The organism is Pseudomonas syringae group sp. J309-1 (genome assembly GCF_032582135.1).
Lineage (GTDB): Bacteria > Pseudomonadota > Gammaproteobacteria > Pseudomonadales > Pseudomonadaceae > Aquipseudomonas > Aquipseudomonas quasicaspiana.
Genome location: NZ_JAWHNU010000092.1, coordinates 1 through 14,834 on the forward strand (window position 1 = coordinate 1; position 14,834 = coordinate 14,834).

Consider the following 14,834-nt stretch of genomic DNA (forward strand, 5'->3'; position numbering starts at 1 on the left):
TGTTGCAGCAGTCAGATGCGAACTGTTCGTCCCACCACCCCTTCAAGTCTAACCATACAAGCGAATTCATTCGCGAATGCGTCGTGTCAGGCGATAGAAGCGTTGAATCTGCCGGCCCTTTCCCGAATGAATTCGGTCCCACAGGTTTTGCGGCGTAAGTGCTATCGGGAGATTCCGCAAGATCATCCGTGGGAGCGAATTCATTCGCGAAGGCGTCGTGTCAGGCGATAGAAGCGTTGAATCTGCCGGCCCTCTCCCGAATGAATTCGGTCCCACAGGTTTTGCGGCGTAAGTGCTATCGGGGGATTCCGCAAGATCATCCGTGGGAGCGAATTCATTCGCGAATGCGTCATGTCAGGCGATAGAAGCGTTGAATCTGCCGGCCCTTTCCCGAATGAATTCGGTCCCACAGGTTTTGCTGTGTCAGTGTTATCGGGGGGATTCCCGCGGGAATGTATTTCAAGTCGCCGCCGGTTTAGCTCCTCTGGACGGCAACTGCAGAAATATCCCCGCCGCCAGCATCGCCATCACACCCACCGTCAGGAAGGTCAGCTGGAACGCGCCCAGCACGCTGCTGACTTCGCCGGTCGACACCTGTTCGGTAAAGCCACCCAGCAACGCTGCCGCGCACGCTACGCCGAAGCTCAGGGACAGTTGCGCCACTACCGACAGCAAGCTGTTGCCGCTGGCGGCGCTGGCGTCATCCAGGTCGATCAGGGTGACGGTGTTCATCGCGGTGAATTGCAACGAGTTGACCGCGCCCAGCAAGCCCAGATGCACCAGCAGTAACCAGTAAGGCGTTTGCGCATCAACCAGAGCGATGCTCGACAGCAGAATCCCCAGCATCAACGTGTTGCCAGTGAGGATCATTCGATAACCAAGCCGTTCGATCAGCCAGCGCGCCACCGACTTGGCGAACATCGCTGCAGCGGCCAGCGGCAACATGCTCATCCCTGCTTGTGACGGCGAATAACCCAGCGCTACTTGCAGCAACAGGGGCATGAGAAACGGCAGGGCTCCGCTGCCCAATCGGGCGAACAGGTTGCCGAGAATACCTACCGCGAAGGTGCGAGTGCGAAACAGTGACGGCGAGAAGAGTGGCGACTCGACGTGCCCGGCGCGCAGCCAATACGCGGCCAGACAACCGAAGCCTGCGAACAACAGCAGCACCACCCGCAAGTGCGGCAGATGCAATTCGCCAAGGCCTTCCAGAGCAATCGTGATCAACACCATCGACGTGCCAAACAGCGCGAAGCCGATACCGTCAAACTTCGTACGTCCGCCGCCGGGCAGGTCAGGGATGAAATGGTGCACTGCCCAGCAACCGAGGATGCCTACCGGAATGTTGATCAGGAAGATCCAGTGCCAGCTCAGGTATTCAACCATCCAGCCGCCCATGGTCGGGCCCATCAAGGGACCCAAAAGGCCGGGCAGGGTGATGAAGCTCATGATCCTCACCAGCTCGGAACGTGGGTAGGCGCGTAATACGATCAAGCGTCCGATGGGCAGCATCAGCGCGCCGCCCAGACCTTGAATGATCCGTGCGCCCACCAGCATGCCCAATGAGTTGGAAATGGCGCACAGCAGCGAGCCAAAGCTGAAGAGCAGGATCGCACTGAAGAAAATCTGCTTGATACCAAACCGGTCAGCGATCCAGCCTGAGGCAGGAATCAACAAGGCGATGGTCAGCATGTAAGCGATGACCACCGATTGCATGCGCAGCGGATCTTCTGCGAGCGAGCGGGCCATGGAGGGCAGCGCGGTATTCAGAATTGTGCCGTCCAGGCTCTGCATGAAGAACGCGATAGCGACTACCCAAGGCAGCCAGCGCAGGGTTTTTTCATCCAGAAGCGGGGTAGTGGTCGGCATGTGGGTCCTTGTTGAGTTGTAGGTGGAACTGATTCCTGTGGGAGCCGGGCTTGCCCGCGATAAGGTTGAATGCGATATACCTGATATCAGTGGCGACCTTATCGCGAGCAAGCTCTGCTCCCACTGGAGAACGCGCTGTCACAAAAGCCTCATTTCACAGTGATTTTTCAGCGGCCTTTAAAGCGTCAACGTCAACTTGCTGATTAACGCACCGGGTAGCTGGCTGGAAGCTGTCTGGCGCTCACTATAGGTACTCGTGGACAGAATCAGTTCCCGCTCTTTGGTCAAATCTTCCAGTGCGCTGCCCAGCAGGCTGTAGGCGCTGTCGTCAAAACGCATGGTGCTGACCGGGGCGTGGATCTTGCCGTCTTCGACCCAGAACGTCGCAAAGCGCGTCATGCCGGTCAGGCGCGCCGCGGGCTGGTCGGAGTAGTTCAAGTACCAGAGGTTGCCGATGTACAGCCCGGTACCGATCCTCTCTAGAATCTGCTCCAGTTCCAGGCTCCCCGCCGCCATGCTCAGCGAGTTCGGCGCTTCCCAGGGCTCCGCGCCATTGGCCGTCAAGCCATATTCAGCCGCACTGGCAGAACCGACCAACTGATCAATGCCTTTGCCTTCACGAATCAACGTCAGGTCCCGACGTGGATAGCCTTCGCCGGAAAATGCAGGCGACAATGAACCGCTGACCTGCTCGTCGAGGCTCACCAGCGGGCTGAACTGAGCATCGCCGCCGTACAGCCTTTGCAGCGGGCTGGTTTTATTCGCCAGCGACTGCGCGGAGAAACCGCCCCAACACAGCATGCCCATGATTTCATCCATCGCCGCAGGAGCCAGATACGCACGGTATTGACCCGGCGCGAGGGTTTTCAGAGGTCTGCCGAGAAACTCCAGTTGCTCCCGAGCCAGTTCGAACCGGCGCGCGAAACCTTCGTCGCTCCAGTCGTGCCCGGCATAGTTGGCTTTGACCGCCTGACCGTTTTCGTGAAACAGACTCCAGTCGAAATTGAAGCTGTTCGCCTCATGCCAGCCAAACGCGCCCCATGAACTGGCGAAACCGCGATACAGCGGACCGGCGGCATAGAACCCGACCAGATCAAGACCTTCACCAAGGTCAGCAATTTGACCGACCACATGCTCACTGTCCGGCAAGGGCACGTCTTGAACATTGGTGCTTTGCCAGGCTTCGGTGTTGGGTTTGAGGTACGGATCTTTCGGCAGCAGCGCCACGGTTTCCCGTAACTGCTGCAGTGCCTCGCTCAAACGCTGACGATCCAGCTCGCCGTCGCCGCTGAGGGTCAGTTGCAAGTCGGCGTGGCGCTCGTCGTCGATCAGTTTGAGGGTCACGCTGGCCTGCTGTACGTGGCCGACCTGACGCACCTTGGCGTGATTGAAACGAATGAAATCCGACTCCTCGGCGTTGTAGGCGAGGGTGAAGCGTTCTTGATCGCTGATGGCGCCGTTGAGCGTTGCAACCAGTGCCTGAAACTGCTGTTGATGCGACATCAGGCATCCCCTCCGAATACATCGACTTGCTTGAACACACAGGCGGGTGAGGCATGGCCCACGCGTACCACTTGATTGGGTTCGCCTTTGCCGCAGTTGGGCGTGCCCAATACCTTGAAGGTGCTGGCGTCGCCCACGGCGCTGAGGTTTTTCCAGAACTGCGCGGAAATCGCCCGGTAATTCGGGTTCTTCACCACGCCCTTGAGCTCGCCGTTCTCGATCAACTGGCCCCACTCACAACCGAACTGGAATTTGTTTCGCGCGTCGTCGATGGACCACGAGCGGTTGGTGGACATCAGCACGCCGTGCTCGATGTTGCCGATCAACTGGTCGAGGGACTTATCCCCAGGCTCGATGTTGAGGTTGGCCATACGATCAATCGGCGGACGATTCCAGTTGCACGCGCGGCTGTTGGCAACGCCTGGCAAGTCAGCGCGGTATTGCGACAGTGCGCCGCCCAACGGTCTTTCCAGCACACCTTTGCGAATCAGGAACTGCTTGCTGGCGGGCGTGCCGTCGTCGTCATGGCTGTAGCTCGCCAACTGCTCGGGGATGTCCGGGTCGAAGGTCACGTTGAGCAATTCAGAACCGTATTGCAGATGGCCGAAATCACTGGCTTTGACGAAGCTGGTGCCAGCGTAATTGCGCTCGTCACCGAGGATGCGGTCCAACTCCAGCGGGTGGCCGATGGACTCATGGATTTGCAGAATCATCTGGTCGGGCGTCAATAGCAGGTCGCGAGGGCCGTTAGGTGTGTTGGGGGCCATGATCAGTTGCAGAGCCTGGTCGGCGACTTTGCTGGCCGCGCCTACCAGTCCGCAGTTGGCGATCACCTCCGCGCCGCCTTGCTGGCCGAAGTTGTCCCGGCCCAGGCTGCGGGTCTGGCTGTCACTGCCGTCGTAGGCGGTGACGGTCATGCCCGGATAGACAAAACGCTGCGCCCGACGAATCTGTGCGCCTGCGTTGTTCAGGTAAATCTGCTCGACGTTTTCCAGACCCAGCGTGACTTGCCAGTTCACCAGTCGCTCGTCTTTGGGCACGGCGCCGGATTCGCTCATCAGCAGCTGCAGGCAATCGCTAAGGGGCGGGAAGGCGTCCTGCAAATGTGGCGACAAGTAGTCAGCCTGCGCGGTCGCAACGGGCTGATCGCTGAGGTTCAGAAGTGCGTGAGGGGCGAGCCTGCGGGCGTGGGCTTCGGCCTGTTCCAGGGCGGCTTGCAGACCCCGTTGCGAAAGGTCCCGGGTTGCTGCGTAAGCTTCGACGCCATTGAGGCGCACGGTCAGCATCGCGCCTTCGTCGGAACTCAAATGCGGCGGTTCCGCGACGTTCTTGCGCACGCAAAGGTGCTGGCTGGTCTGGCGGACGTAACGCACGGAAAAGAACTGGGCGCAGCTCTGCAAGGCGGTAAACCGCTGCTTGAGCTGAGCGGAAAAATCGAACATGCAGAATCATCCTTGTTCGGGTGAAGCGGGGGATTGGGCGTTGTCTGGTCTGGCGTCTTCGCGAATGAATTCGCTCCCACAGGTGTATCGCAATTCAACGTGGGAGCGAATTCATTCGCGAAGGGCGCGACGCCGTGTAGAGCTGAAACGATGGCGCTAGATTAGGCCTGTGGCCATGTCGGGATCAAGCGCGGGGAAGGGAGATGTTGTGGGAGCTGAGCTTGCTCGCGATAAGGCTGACGCGGTTCGCACTTCAGGTCGCGGCGTTCTTATCGCGGGCAAGCCCAGCTCCCACAGGTTCTGAGCCATCCAGTGGGATCGGCTGCGGTGTCACTGAGTTTCATGGGGAGACATGGAGTCTCCCAAAGGTAACGTATTTCAAATTTTACTGCGCAGTACGGCTTACTTCCCGCACCGGCTTGCCACGTGCTGGCTTGTCACCCGCCACGAAGTAATCCGCAGTGCTGCGTGGCAGCGGAGCGCGGCCGCGGATCTTGTCGGCGATTTTCTCGGCGATCATGATCGTTGGTGCATTCAGATTGCCGGTGGTAATCAGCGGCATGATCGACGCGTCGACTACACGCAGGCTTTGCATGCCATGCACGCGACCTTCACCATCGACCACGGCCATTTCATCGGTGCCCATTTTGCACGAGCAGGATGGGTGATAAGCCGTCTCGGCGTGTTCACGGATGAACGTGTCGAGGTCTTCATCGGACTGCACTTCAATGCCGGGGCTGATTTCACGGCCACGGTACTGATCAAGCGCAGGCTGCTGCATGATTTCCCGGGTCAGGCGAATGCCGTCACGGAATTCCTGCCAGTCCTGCTCGCTGGCCATGTAGTTGAACAGGATGCTCGGGTAGTCACGCGGGTTCTTCGATTTGACCTGCACACGACCGCGACTTGGCGAACGCATGGAGCCTACGTGAGCCTGGAAACCATGCTCCTGAACGCCCTTGGTGCCGTTGTAGTTAATCGCTACCGGCAGGAAGTGGTACTGAATATTCGGCCATTCGAATTCTTCGCTGGAACGGATGAAACCGCCCGCTTCGAACTGGTTGCTGGCGCCGATGCCGGTGCCGAGGAACATCCACTCTGCACCAATGGCAGGCTGGTTCCACCACTGCAGCGATGGGTACAGCGACACTGGCTGAGTGCACGCATATTGCAGGTACATTTCCAGGTGATCCTGAAGATTCTGACCGACGCCCGGCAGGTCATGAACCACAGGGATATCCAGCGCGTTCAGGACTTCAGCCGGGCCTACGCCGGAGCGTTGCAGAATCTGAGGCGAAGCAATTGCGCCGCTGCACAGCAAGACTTCTTTACGCGCTTTAGCTTCGATGCGTGCATCGCTGTCGCCGACCAGGTAGCTCACGCCCACGGCTTTCTTGCCGTCGAACAGGATTCGATCAGTCAGCGCGTGAGTGACGATGGTCAGGGTCGAACGCTTCTTGGCTTCATCCAGATAACCGCGAGCGGTGCTGGCGCGGCGGCCTTTAGGCGTTACGGTGCGGTCCATTGGACCAAAGCCTTCCTGCTGATAGCCGTTGAGGTCATCGGTGCGCGGGTAACCGGCTTGCACACCGGCTTCTACCATGGCGTGGAACAGTGGATTGTTGCCGGCTTTTGGCGTGGTTACACTGACCGGACCGTCGCCGCCATGGTAGTCGTTGGCGCCGATGTCACGAGTTTCTGCCTTGCGGAAATACGGCAGGCAGTCAGCGTAGGTCCAGTCTTCGAGACCCGGGTTCTTCGCCCAGCCATCGTAGTCCATCGCGTTGCCGCGGATGTAGCACATGCCGTTGATCAGCGAAGAGCCGCCGAGGCCTTTGCCGCGACCGCATTCCATACGACGACCGCCCATGTGTGGCTCTGGATCGGTTTCGTAGGCCCAGTTGTAGCGACGGCCCTGAAGCGGGAATGCCAGAGCAGCCGGCATTTGTGTACGGAAATCCAGACGATAGTCCGGGCCACCGGCTTCCAGCAGCAGAACGGTGACGCCTGCGTCCTCGGTGAGACGGGCTGCCAAGGTGTTACCGGCCGAACCTGCGCCGATGATGATGTAATCGAATTCCTGGGACATTACTGCACCCTCTTTGAAAAGTTGTGGCGCGGGGGAGCGATCAACGCTCGACCCCTTGCACCCCATGCATGTGCGCTAGCTGGAAGGACCCCTTCGCGAATGAATTCGCTCCCACAGATGTACTGCATTTCCCTGTGGGAGCGGATTCATCCGCGAGGCGTCCGCCCCGACGACGATCGGCGAACTTAGAAAACGGAAGCGTAATCGCCCAACTCAACCTGAACGGACTTGATCCGCGTGTACTGCGCCAGCGAGCTGATGCCGTTTTCGCGGCCTACGCCGGATTGCTTGTAGCCGCCGACCGGCATTTTTGCGTCGGACTCGCCCCAGGCGTTGATCCAGCAGATGCCGGCTTCAAGCTGGTGAATCACGCGGTGAGCGCGGTTCAAATCTTTGGTGACGATGCCTGCCGCCAGACCGAAATCAGTGTCGTTGGCGCGGCGGATGACTTCTTCTTCAGTGTCATAACCGAGGATGCTCATCACCGGACCGAAGATTTCTTCCTGGACGATTTTCATGTCGTCAGTGCAGTCAGTGAAAACCGTTGGAGCGACATAAGCGCCCTTGGCCAGTTCACCTTCAGTCAGTCGCTCGCCACCGGCCAGCAGGCGTGCGCCTTGCTCCTTGCCGGAAGCGATGTAGCCCAGTACGTTTTCCATGTGGGCGAAGCTGACCAGCGGGCCGAAATTGGTATTTTCGTCTTCCGGGTCGCCTACACGGATGCGCTTCACGCGCTCCAGGATTTTTGCTTCAAACGCGCTCTTCAACGCGTTGGGTACGAAGACCCGAGTGCCGTTGGTGCAGACCTGGCCGGAGCTGTAGAAGTTGGCCATCATCGCAACGTCGGCAGCGCGATCCAGATCAGCGTCGTCGAAGATGATCAGGGGCGATTTGCCGCCCAGTTCCATGGTTACTTCTTTCAGGGACGAACCCGAAGCGCTGGCCATGACTTTCTTGCCGGTTTGCACGCCGCCGGTGAACGAGATTTTCTCGATGCGCGGGTGCTCGGTCAGCCAGCTGCCGACTTCAGCGCCGGTGCCTGGCAGTACGTTGAACACGCCATCCGGCACGCCTGCCTCGGTGTAGATTTCGGCCAGCTTCAAGGTGGTCAGCGAAGTGACTTCGCTCGGCTTGAAGATCATCGCATTACCGGCAGCCAGTGCCGGAGCGGACTTCCACAAAGCGATCTGGATCGGGTAGTTCCAGGCGCCGATACCGGCAACCACGCCCAACGGCTCGCGGCGGGTGTAAACGAACGAGGAAGTGCGCAGCGGAATCTGCTCGCCTTCGATGGCGGGTACCAGGCCTGCGTAATATTCCAGCACATCGGCACCGGTCACGATGTCGACGTATTTGGTTTCGGAGAAGGCTTTGCCGGTGTCCAGGGTTTCCAGTGCAGCCAGCTCATCGTTGCGTTCGCGCAGGATGTCCACGGCACGGCGCAGGATGCGCGAGCGCTCCATGGCGGTCATTTCGGCCCAGATCTTCTGGCCTTTTTCGGCGCTGACTACGGCGCGTTCAACGTCTTCTTTCGAGGCGCGCTGGACCTGAGCCAGAACCTCGCCGTTGGCCGGGTTAATGGCGTCGAAGGTCGCATTGCTGGTGGCGTCTACATAGCCGCCGTGGATGTAAAGTTTTTGCTGTTCGAAACGGGCCATAAAGTCCTCGCAAATTCAGAGTGGCTGGCGATGACTGACGTCAGGTTGCCGTGTCGGATTGGGCAACGCCGTGTTGCAGTCGTTCGGTGCTCGCCTCATCAAATGTGAAACGTTTCAGCTCACCGCTTTCGCCAGTTGGAAATCCATGTATTCGTAGGCAATCTGCAGTGCCTGATCGGTGTCGAACTCATCGCCCGACAGCGCGCCGCGTAGCCATAAACCGTCGATCAGTGCCGCGAGACCGCGGGCCGCGCTACGCGCTTGCTCCGGTGCCAGTACGCGGCGGAACTGACAGCACAGGTTCGAATACAGGCGGTGATCGTTGATCCGCTGCAACCTGTGCAATGACGGGTGATGCATGCTGGTAGCCCAGAAGGCCAGCCAGGTTTTCATTGCCGGGCCGTTGACCTGGCTTGCGTCGAAGTTGCCCTCGATGATCACTTGCAGATGCGCCCTTGGGCTGTCATCGGTGAGGGCGTGACGACGTTCACGTACGTTCACGATCAAGGCATTCATCAGGTGGCGCATGGTGGCTGCGATCAGGCCGTTCTTGTCCTGAAAGTAGTGGCTGATGATGCCGTTCGAGACGCCTGCCAGACGAGCAATCAGCGCAATGCTGGCGTCGCCCATACCGACTTGATCGACCGCAGTAAGCGTGGCCTGGATCAACTGCTGACGGCGTATGGGTTGCATACCGACCTTGGGCATTCACTAAATCTCCTGATTCGCCTGACTGATCGCTCTGCCCTGAAAAGGCTCAGCCAGTCTAAAGATTTTTTATTGAACGTTCAATCAATAAAAAATGATGGGCGTGCGGAACGCTTTGTAAATGCACATGTGTGACGCTATGAAATTCGGTTCCCTTGTGGGAGCAGAGCTTGCTCGCGATAAACGATAACGCGGTGTCTCTTAAAACTGCGTCTCATGCATCGCGAGCAAGCTCTGCTCCCACAAGGGGCTTACCCTAGATTTTTACCGAGCAGCGCGTGATACAACTCACTGTCCCCCAGAATCCCGACCACCTGGTTGCCATCCTGCAGCACCAGCTTGTTACCCGTCTGATAACGAATCTGCAGGGCGTCGCGCATGCCGATGTTGGAGTGCACCAGCGTCGGTTTGCGGTCCAGGGTGTCCATCGGTTGGCCCGGTGCCCAGTTTTGCAGGTCGAGTTGACCGGCACCCTGGCGTGCACCTTTGATGGTGTTGCCTTCGGCCAGTTCGAGCCACGAATCCACGCTTGGGTCCAGACACACCGAGCCGTTGACCCGGGTGCAGTTATCCAGCGTGCGCATGAGGCTTCGACCGCACAGCACGTTGAGCGGGTTGGTGTGGGCGACGAAGGTACGAACGTACTCATCGGCAGGGTTTAGCACGATCTGCTCCGGCACGCTGTACTGCACGATGCGGCCGTCTTTCATGATCGCGATCCGGCTGCCCAGCTTGAGCGCTTCGTCCAGATCGTGGCTGACGAACACGATGGTTTTATTCAGTTTGCTCTGCAGGGCCAGCAGCTCATCCTGCAAACCCTGGCGGATCAGCGGGTCGAGGGCCGAAAAGGGTTCGTCCATCAACAGAATGTCGGCATCCATTGCCAGCGCACGCGCCAGGCCAACGCGTTGCTGCATGCCGCCAGAGAGTTCGTCGGGCTTCTTGTTGCGCCACTGGGTCAGGCCAACCAGTTCGAGTTTTTCGTCCACCAGCTTGCGGCGTTCTTTCTCGGGGCGGCCCTGCATTTCCAGACCAAAGCTGATGTTCTCGCGCACCGTCAGCCAAGGCATCAGAGCGAATTTCTGGAACACCATGGCGATGCGTTTGGTGCGCATCAATTTCAGCTCTGCCGGTGTGCAGTTGGCGATGTTGATTTGCGAGCCTTCGTGCTCGACATACAGCGCGCCGCGGCTCACGGTGTTGAGGCCATTGATGCAGCGCAGCAGGCTGGACTTGCCCGAACCGGACAGGCCCATCAATACACAGATTTCGCCTTTCTCGATGTCTAGGCTGGCTTTTTCGACGCCGACGATAAGGCCGGTTTTCTTCAGGATCTGATCACGGGTCAAGCCTTCATCCAGCAGCTTGAGTGCCTCGCGAGGATCATTGGCAAAGATAACGTCGACGTTATCGAATTTGATAATGCTCATGCGTCAGCCCTCACTTTTGCTTCGGGTTGTTTGCAGATACGGTCGAGCATGATTGCCAGCAATACGATCGCCAGGCCTGCTTCGAAGCCTTGGGAGATGTCAGCAGTATTCAATGCGTTGACCACGGGTTTGCCCAGCCCATCGGCGCCCACCAGTGCGGCAATCACCACCATCGACAACGACAGCATGATGCACTGGGTAATACCGGCGGCGATGCTAGGCATGGCGTAAGGCAGTTCGATACGCGTCAGCAGTTGACGACGCGACGAGCCAAAGGCTTTACCGGCATCGAGCAATTCATGGGGTACATCACGGATACCCAGATACGTCAGGCGGATCGGCGCAGCAATGGCGAAGACCACCGTTGAAATCAGACCGGGCACTACGCCCAGGCCGAACAGCGTCAGGGTAGGGATCAGGTAAACAAAGGTCGGTACGGTTTGCATCAAATCCAGCACCGGTCGCATCACGGTGTAGAACATCGGTTTGTGCGCGGCAACAATGCCCAGCGGCACGCCGATGATGACGCAGACGAAGGTCGCGAACAGCACTTGTGCCAGGGTCTCCAGGGTTTGATCCCAGTAGCCCAGATTGAGGATCAGCAGAAACGACGCGACGACGAACGCGGTCAGGCCCCATTTGCGCTGGATGAAGTGCGCGAGGAGGGCGATCAGGCCGATCAGCACGAAGGGGTTGAACCAAGTCAGCGCAAACGTCAGGCCGTGGATCATGGTTTCAAGCGATGACGCGATTGCATCGAAAGTGCTGGCGCCATGTTGGGTCAGCCAGTCTACGAAGGCCGCGATGTACTCGCCTAAGGGGATTTTATGATCTGTCAGCATGGTATCGATTGTCCGCTTGCGGGGGGAAAGGGGGACAACAGGCGGGCGTACCCGCCTGCCTGTCTGCTTACTTTGTCAGCTTGGCTTTTGCTGCCTCCAGGCCAGGCTTGCCGTCGATGGTGGTCACGCCAGCCAGCCAGGTATCGAGCACTTGCGGGTTGGCTTTGAGCCAGGCTTTGGCGGCGGCGTCAGGCTTCTGCTTGTCGTCCAGAACCTTGCCCATCAGCGTGCTTTCCATGTCGAGGGTGAACGACAGGTTTTTCAGCAGCTGGCCAACGTTGCTGCATTCCTGGGCGTAGCCCTTGCGGGTGTTGGTGAAGATGGTGGCCTGACCGAAGTTAGGACCAAAATACTCGTCGCCACCCGTCAGGTACTTCATCTTGAAACGGTTGTTCATCGGGTGCGGCTCCCAGCCCAGGAAGACCACGGCGGTCTTGCGGCGTTGAGCGCGGTCAACCTGGGAGAGCATGCCTGCTTCGCTGGATTCAACGACTTTGAAACCGGCGTCTTTCAGGCCGAAAGCATTCTTGTCGATCATGCTCTGGATCAGACGATTGCCGTCGTTGCCTGGCTCGATGCCATAGATTTTGCCGTCCAGTTCTTTCTTGAACTTGGCAATATCGGCGAAATCTTTCAGGCCTTTGTTATATAGCTCTTCAGGGACGGCGAGGGTGTATTTGGCGCCCTCGAGGTTGGCGCGAATGGTCTCGACGGTGCCTGCATCACGATAAGGCTTGATGTCGTTTTCCATGGTCGGCATCCAATTCCCAAGGAAGACGTCCATGTTCTTGCCATCGGCCAGGGACTTGTAAGTCACGGGCACGGAAATCATCGTGGTTTTGGTTTTGTAGCCGAGGGATTCGAGAACGGCGCTGGTAACGGCGGTGGTGACAGTGATGTCTGTCCAGCCGACATCCGAAAAGTTGACCGTACTGCACTGCTCGGGCTCGGCGGCTTGCGCCAGCATTGGTAAGCCCAGCGCAACAGCCAGTAGCAACGATTTAGAACCTTTCATAAATGGACTCCCTTGGTGTTTTTTTCTCGTCATCAGCTTCGCGAGCTGACACGGTTGGTGTTTTTTTTCGGCTGAAGTACAAGGCGTTTGATCAAGGCTCTTCCACTGCGCTGGCGAACGAGTCGATACCGATCATGTAACAGCAAAAATCAAACGCCTACAGGGGGCGTCGTAACCAGTACACAGGGCGTCGTATCCAGTGTCGGTGACGTCGCTTACAGGTTTTTTCCATGCCGTAAGGTCTCTTTTACCGCGCGAACGCAGCTAAAACCGGCATAAGCCATCGCACCGGGACTCAGCGAATCACGGGCGACGTTGGTGGGGATGTGCGTGTCGTTACGAGGTGCCACAGGCGTTGCAAATGCCTGATGATGTGCGCACCACGGCAGGTAACAGCAAGAGCGTAGCAGTCGCAGCAGCGCTTGCCGTTAGCCCTTAAACCACTCATCACGGTGGTTTTGGATGTTCATTTGGGTGTTATGTTCCCCAGCCGACGCTTATCAGTCTCTGTAGGAGCTGCCGAAGGCTGCGAAACAGCTGTCGGCATGACAATCCATTCGCAGCCTACGACAGTTCCTGCAACGGCATACGATGGGGCTGGATTGAAAGGTGCGCACTTATCGAACACCCACCCCGATGACCGCCACCTTTTGGCGCGCAAGCCCTTAAACATGGCGCAGTGCTACGTCTAGTCGGCACTGGATCTGTGCTGTGCCGTGCGTTGAGTGACATCCTGATACATCCCTCTTGGATCCCGGCACACAAGTGCTACCGAATTGCTCAACTGCCATGCACAGCGCGGGTCGCAACAAGTGTGGACGTCGCTAATCGACAACTCAGGTCGCTGCTGACTAGACGCATCGCGACGTCGTTTTCAGGGGTTATTGAATAGCCATTCAACTTTAGGCATGGCATTTGCGTTGTCATCACAAAGCCCTGCTTCGTATGGGGCAATAACAAGAGCCTCCGCCTGAGGCCTCCAACCGCTTAGTGAGGAGATACTGTGATGACATCGTTCAACTCCGGGGCCCAACCCCAGAATCGCGCACCACAATCCATCGGCTTTCTGCTGCTGGATAACTTCACTCTGATATCCCTCGCATCAGCGGTTGAGCCTCTGCGTATGGCGAACCAGTTGTCAGGTCGCGAATTGTATCGCTGGACCACACTGAGTGCCGACGGCGGTCAGGTCTGGGCCAGCGATGGCCTGCAAATCACTCCCGACGCGGCCATGCACAAGGCCCCGGCGATGGACACGGTGATTGTCTGCGGCGGCGTGGGCATTCAGCGCACGGTGACTCGTGAACACGTCAGCTGGCTGCAGAGCCAGGCGCGTCAGTCCAAGCGTCTCGGCGCCGTATGCACCGGCAGTTGGGCGCTGGCGTGTGCGGGTCTGCTCGATGGTTTTGATTGCAGCGTGCACTGGGAATGTCTGGCCTCGATGCAGGAAGCCTTCCCCCGTGTGGCCATGAGTACTCGCCTGTTCACCCTGGACCGCAACCGCTTTACAAGCTCGGGCGGCACCGCGCCACTGGACATGATGCTGCACCTGATCAGCCGTGATCATGGTCGTGAACTGTCGGCCGCCATTTCTGAAATGTTCGTCTACGAGCGCATTCGTAACGAGCAAGATCACCAGCGTGTGCCGCTCAAGCACATGCTTGGCACCAATCAGCCGAAGCTGCAGGAAATCGTTGCGCTGATGGAAGCCAACCTTGAAGAGCCCATTGACCTTGATGAACTGGCGGTTTATGTCGCTGTTTCCCGGCGTCAGCTGGAGCGTTTGTTCCAGAAATACCTGCATTGCTCGCCGTCGCGCTATTACCTCAAATTGCGCCTGATCCGTGCCCGGCAGCTGCTTAAGCAAACGCCGATGTCGATCATTGAGGTCGCCTCGGTGTGCGGCTTTGTATCGACGCCGCACTTCTCCAAGTGCTACCGCGAGTACTTCGGCATCCCGCCGCGTGACGAGCGCGTAGGTTCCAACACCACCCAGCAAGTCGCCATGATGCCAATCCCGCAAGCCATGGTCCTCGCACCGCTGTCCGGCCCATTGTCGGCATTGAGCCAGGCCAGGAATGAGTCGACGTTTGCGAGCGTGAGGTTGTAACAGGCTTTATTGGTATCCCCCAAGGGTTTGGTTTGCCTTACGCCGACAAATCGAGCTCCGGTAACGACCTGAGGTGGGAGCGAATTCATTCGCGAAGGCGGCATGTCGGGCGATGGAGATGTATAGGATGTACCGACCCTTCGTGAATGAATTCACTCCCACAGGGGC

10 protein-coding genes are annotated in these 14,834 nt (G+C 58.3%); 1 reads left to right on the forward strand and 9 read right to left on the reverse strand.

The genetic code is table 11. The annotated features are described in order from the left end of the window. Positions 1-459: 459 nt before the first annotated feature. The 9 genes from mdtD to RX972_RS28050 all read right to left on the reverse strand — a co-directional run bounded on the left by mdtD (position 460) and on the right by RX972_RS28050 (position 12,556). Positions 460-1,869, reverse strand: coding sequence for a multidrug transporter subunit MdtD (gene mdtD, locus RX972_RS28010; protein WP_231674027.1), 1,410 nt, complete (start codon positions 1,867-1,869; stop codon positions 460-462). A gap of 177 nt (positions 1,870-2,046) precedes the next feature. Continuing rightward, the gene (locus tag RX972_RS28015) at positions 2,047-3,372 is read right to left on the reverse strand and encodes a TldD/PmbA family protein (protein WP_316880455.1); all 1,326 of its coding nucleotides are present in this window, start codon (positions 3,370-3,372) and stop codon (positions 2,047-2,049) included. Continuing rightward, complete coding sequence (locus RX972_RS28020) at positions 3,372-4,814, reverse strand: TldD/PmbA family protein (protein ID WP_316880457.1); 1,443 nt, start codon at positions 4,812-4,814, stop codon at positions 3,372-3,374. Before RX972_RS28020 ends, RX972_RS28015 begins: the two co-directional genes overlap by 1 nt. A 385-nt stretch (positions 4,815-5,199) precedes the next feature. Next, positions 5,200-6,903 carry a choline dehydrogenase gene (betA, locus tag RX972_RS28025; protein ID WP_231678024.1) on the reverse strand — a complete coding sequence of 568 codons (1,704 nt, stop codon included), beginning with the start codon at positions 6,901-6,903 and terminating at the stop codon, positions 5,200-5,202. 185 nt (positions 6,904-7,088) lie between these two features. Further along, positions 7,089-8,561, reverse strand: coding sequence for a betaine-aldehyde dehydrogenase (betB, locus tag RX972_RS28030; RefSeq protein WP_122805587.1), 1,473 nt, complete (start codon positions 8,559-8,561; stop codon positions 7,089-7,091). Between the two features lie 114 nt (positions 8,562-8,675). Continuing rightward, positions 8,676-9,269 (reverse strand): transcriptional regulator BetI, encoded by a 594-nt coding sequence (gene betI, locus RX972_RS28035; RefSeq protein ID WP_027898231.1) that lies wholly within the window; start codon positions 9,267-9,269, stop codon positions 8,676-8,678. Between the two features lie 251 nt (positions 9,270-9,520). After that, positions 9,521-10,699 carry a choline ABC transporter ATP-binding protein gene (choV, locus tag RX972_RS28040; protein WP_027899606.1) on the reverse strand — a complete coding sequence of 393 codons (1,179 nt, stop codon included), beginning with the start codon at positions 10,697-10,699 and terminating at the stop codon, positions 9,521-9,523. Then, the gene (gene choW, locus RX972_RS28045; RefSeq protein ID WP_027899605.1) at positions 10,696-11,541 is read right to left on the reverse strand and encodes a choline ABC transporter permease subunit; all 846 of its coding nucleotides are present in this window, start codon (positions 11,539-11,541) and stop codon (positions 10,696-10,698) included. Before choW ends, choV begins: the two co-directional genes overlap by 4 nt. 67 nt (positions 11,542-11,608) lie before the next feature. Next, entirely contained in the window at positions 11,609-12,556 is a 948-nt protein-coding gene (locus RX972_RS28050) for a choline ABC transporter substrate-binding protein (RefSeq protein ID WP_027899604.1), read from the reverse strand. 1,006 nt (positions 12,557-13,562) lie between these two features. On the opposite strand from RX972_RS28050, the gene RX972_RS28055 reads away from it, so the two are divergent. Beyond that, positions 13,563-14,666 carry a GlxA family transcriptional regulator gene (locus RX972_RS28055; protein ID WP_027899603.1) on the forward strand — a complete coding sequence of 368 codons (1,104 nt, stop codon included), beginning with the start codon at positions 13,563-13,565 and terminating at the stop codon, positions 14,664-14,666. Positions 14,667-14,834 lie beyond the last annotated feature (168 nt).

What these genes read in the sequence shown, in the direction of transcription:
- betA (WP_231678024.1), bottom strand. Translation starts at nt 6,903, where the DNA reads ATGTCCCAGGAATTCGATTACATCATCATCGGCGCAGGTTCGGCCGGT.
- RX972_RS28015 (WP_316880455.1), bottom strand. Translation starts at nt 3,372, where the DNA reads ATGTCGCATCAACAGCAGTTTCAGGCACTGGTTGCAACGCTCAACGGC.
- RX972_RS28020 (WP_316880457.1), bottom strand. Translation starts at nt 4,814, where the DNA reads ATGTTCGATTTTTCCGCTCAGCTCAAGCAGCGGTTTACCGCCTTGCAG.
- mdtD (WP_231674027.1), bottom strand. Translation starts at nt 1,869, where the DNA reads ATGCCGACCACTACCCCGCTTCTGGATGAAAAAACCCTGCGCTGGCTG.
- betB (WP_122805587.1), bottom strand. Translation starts at nt 8,561, where the DNA reads ATGGCCCGTTTCGAACAGCAAAAACTTTACATCCACGGCGGCTATGTA.
- RX972_RS28055 (WP_027899603.1), top strand. Translation starts at nt 13,563, where the DNA reads ATGACATCGTTCAACTCCGGGGCCCAACCCCAGAATCGCGCACCACAA.
- betI (WP_027898231.1), bottom strand. Translation starts at nt 9,269, where the DNA reads ATGCCCAAGGTCGGTATGCAACCCATACGCCGTCAGCAGTTGATCCAG.
- choV (WP_027899606.1), bottom strand. Translation starts at nt 10,699, where the DNA reads ATGAGCATTATCAAATTCGATAACGTCGACGTTATCTTTGCCAATGAT.
- choW (WP_027899605.1), bottom strand. Translation starts at nt 11,541, where the DNA reads ATGCTGACAGATCATAAAATCCCCTTAGGCGAGTACATCGCGGCCTTC.
- RX972_RS28050 (WP_027899604.1), bottom strand. Translation starts at nt 12,556, where the DNA reads ATGAAAGGTTCTAAATCGTTGCTACTGGCTGTTGCGCTGGGCTTACCA.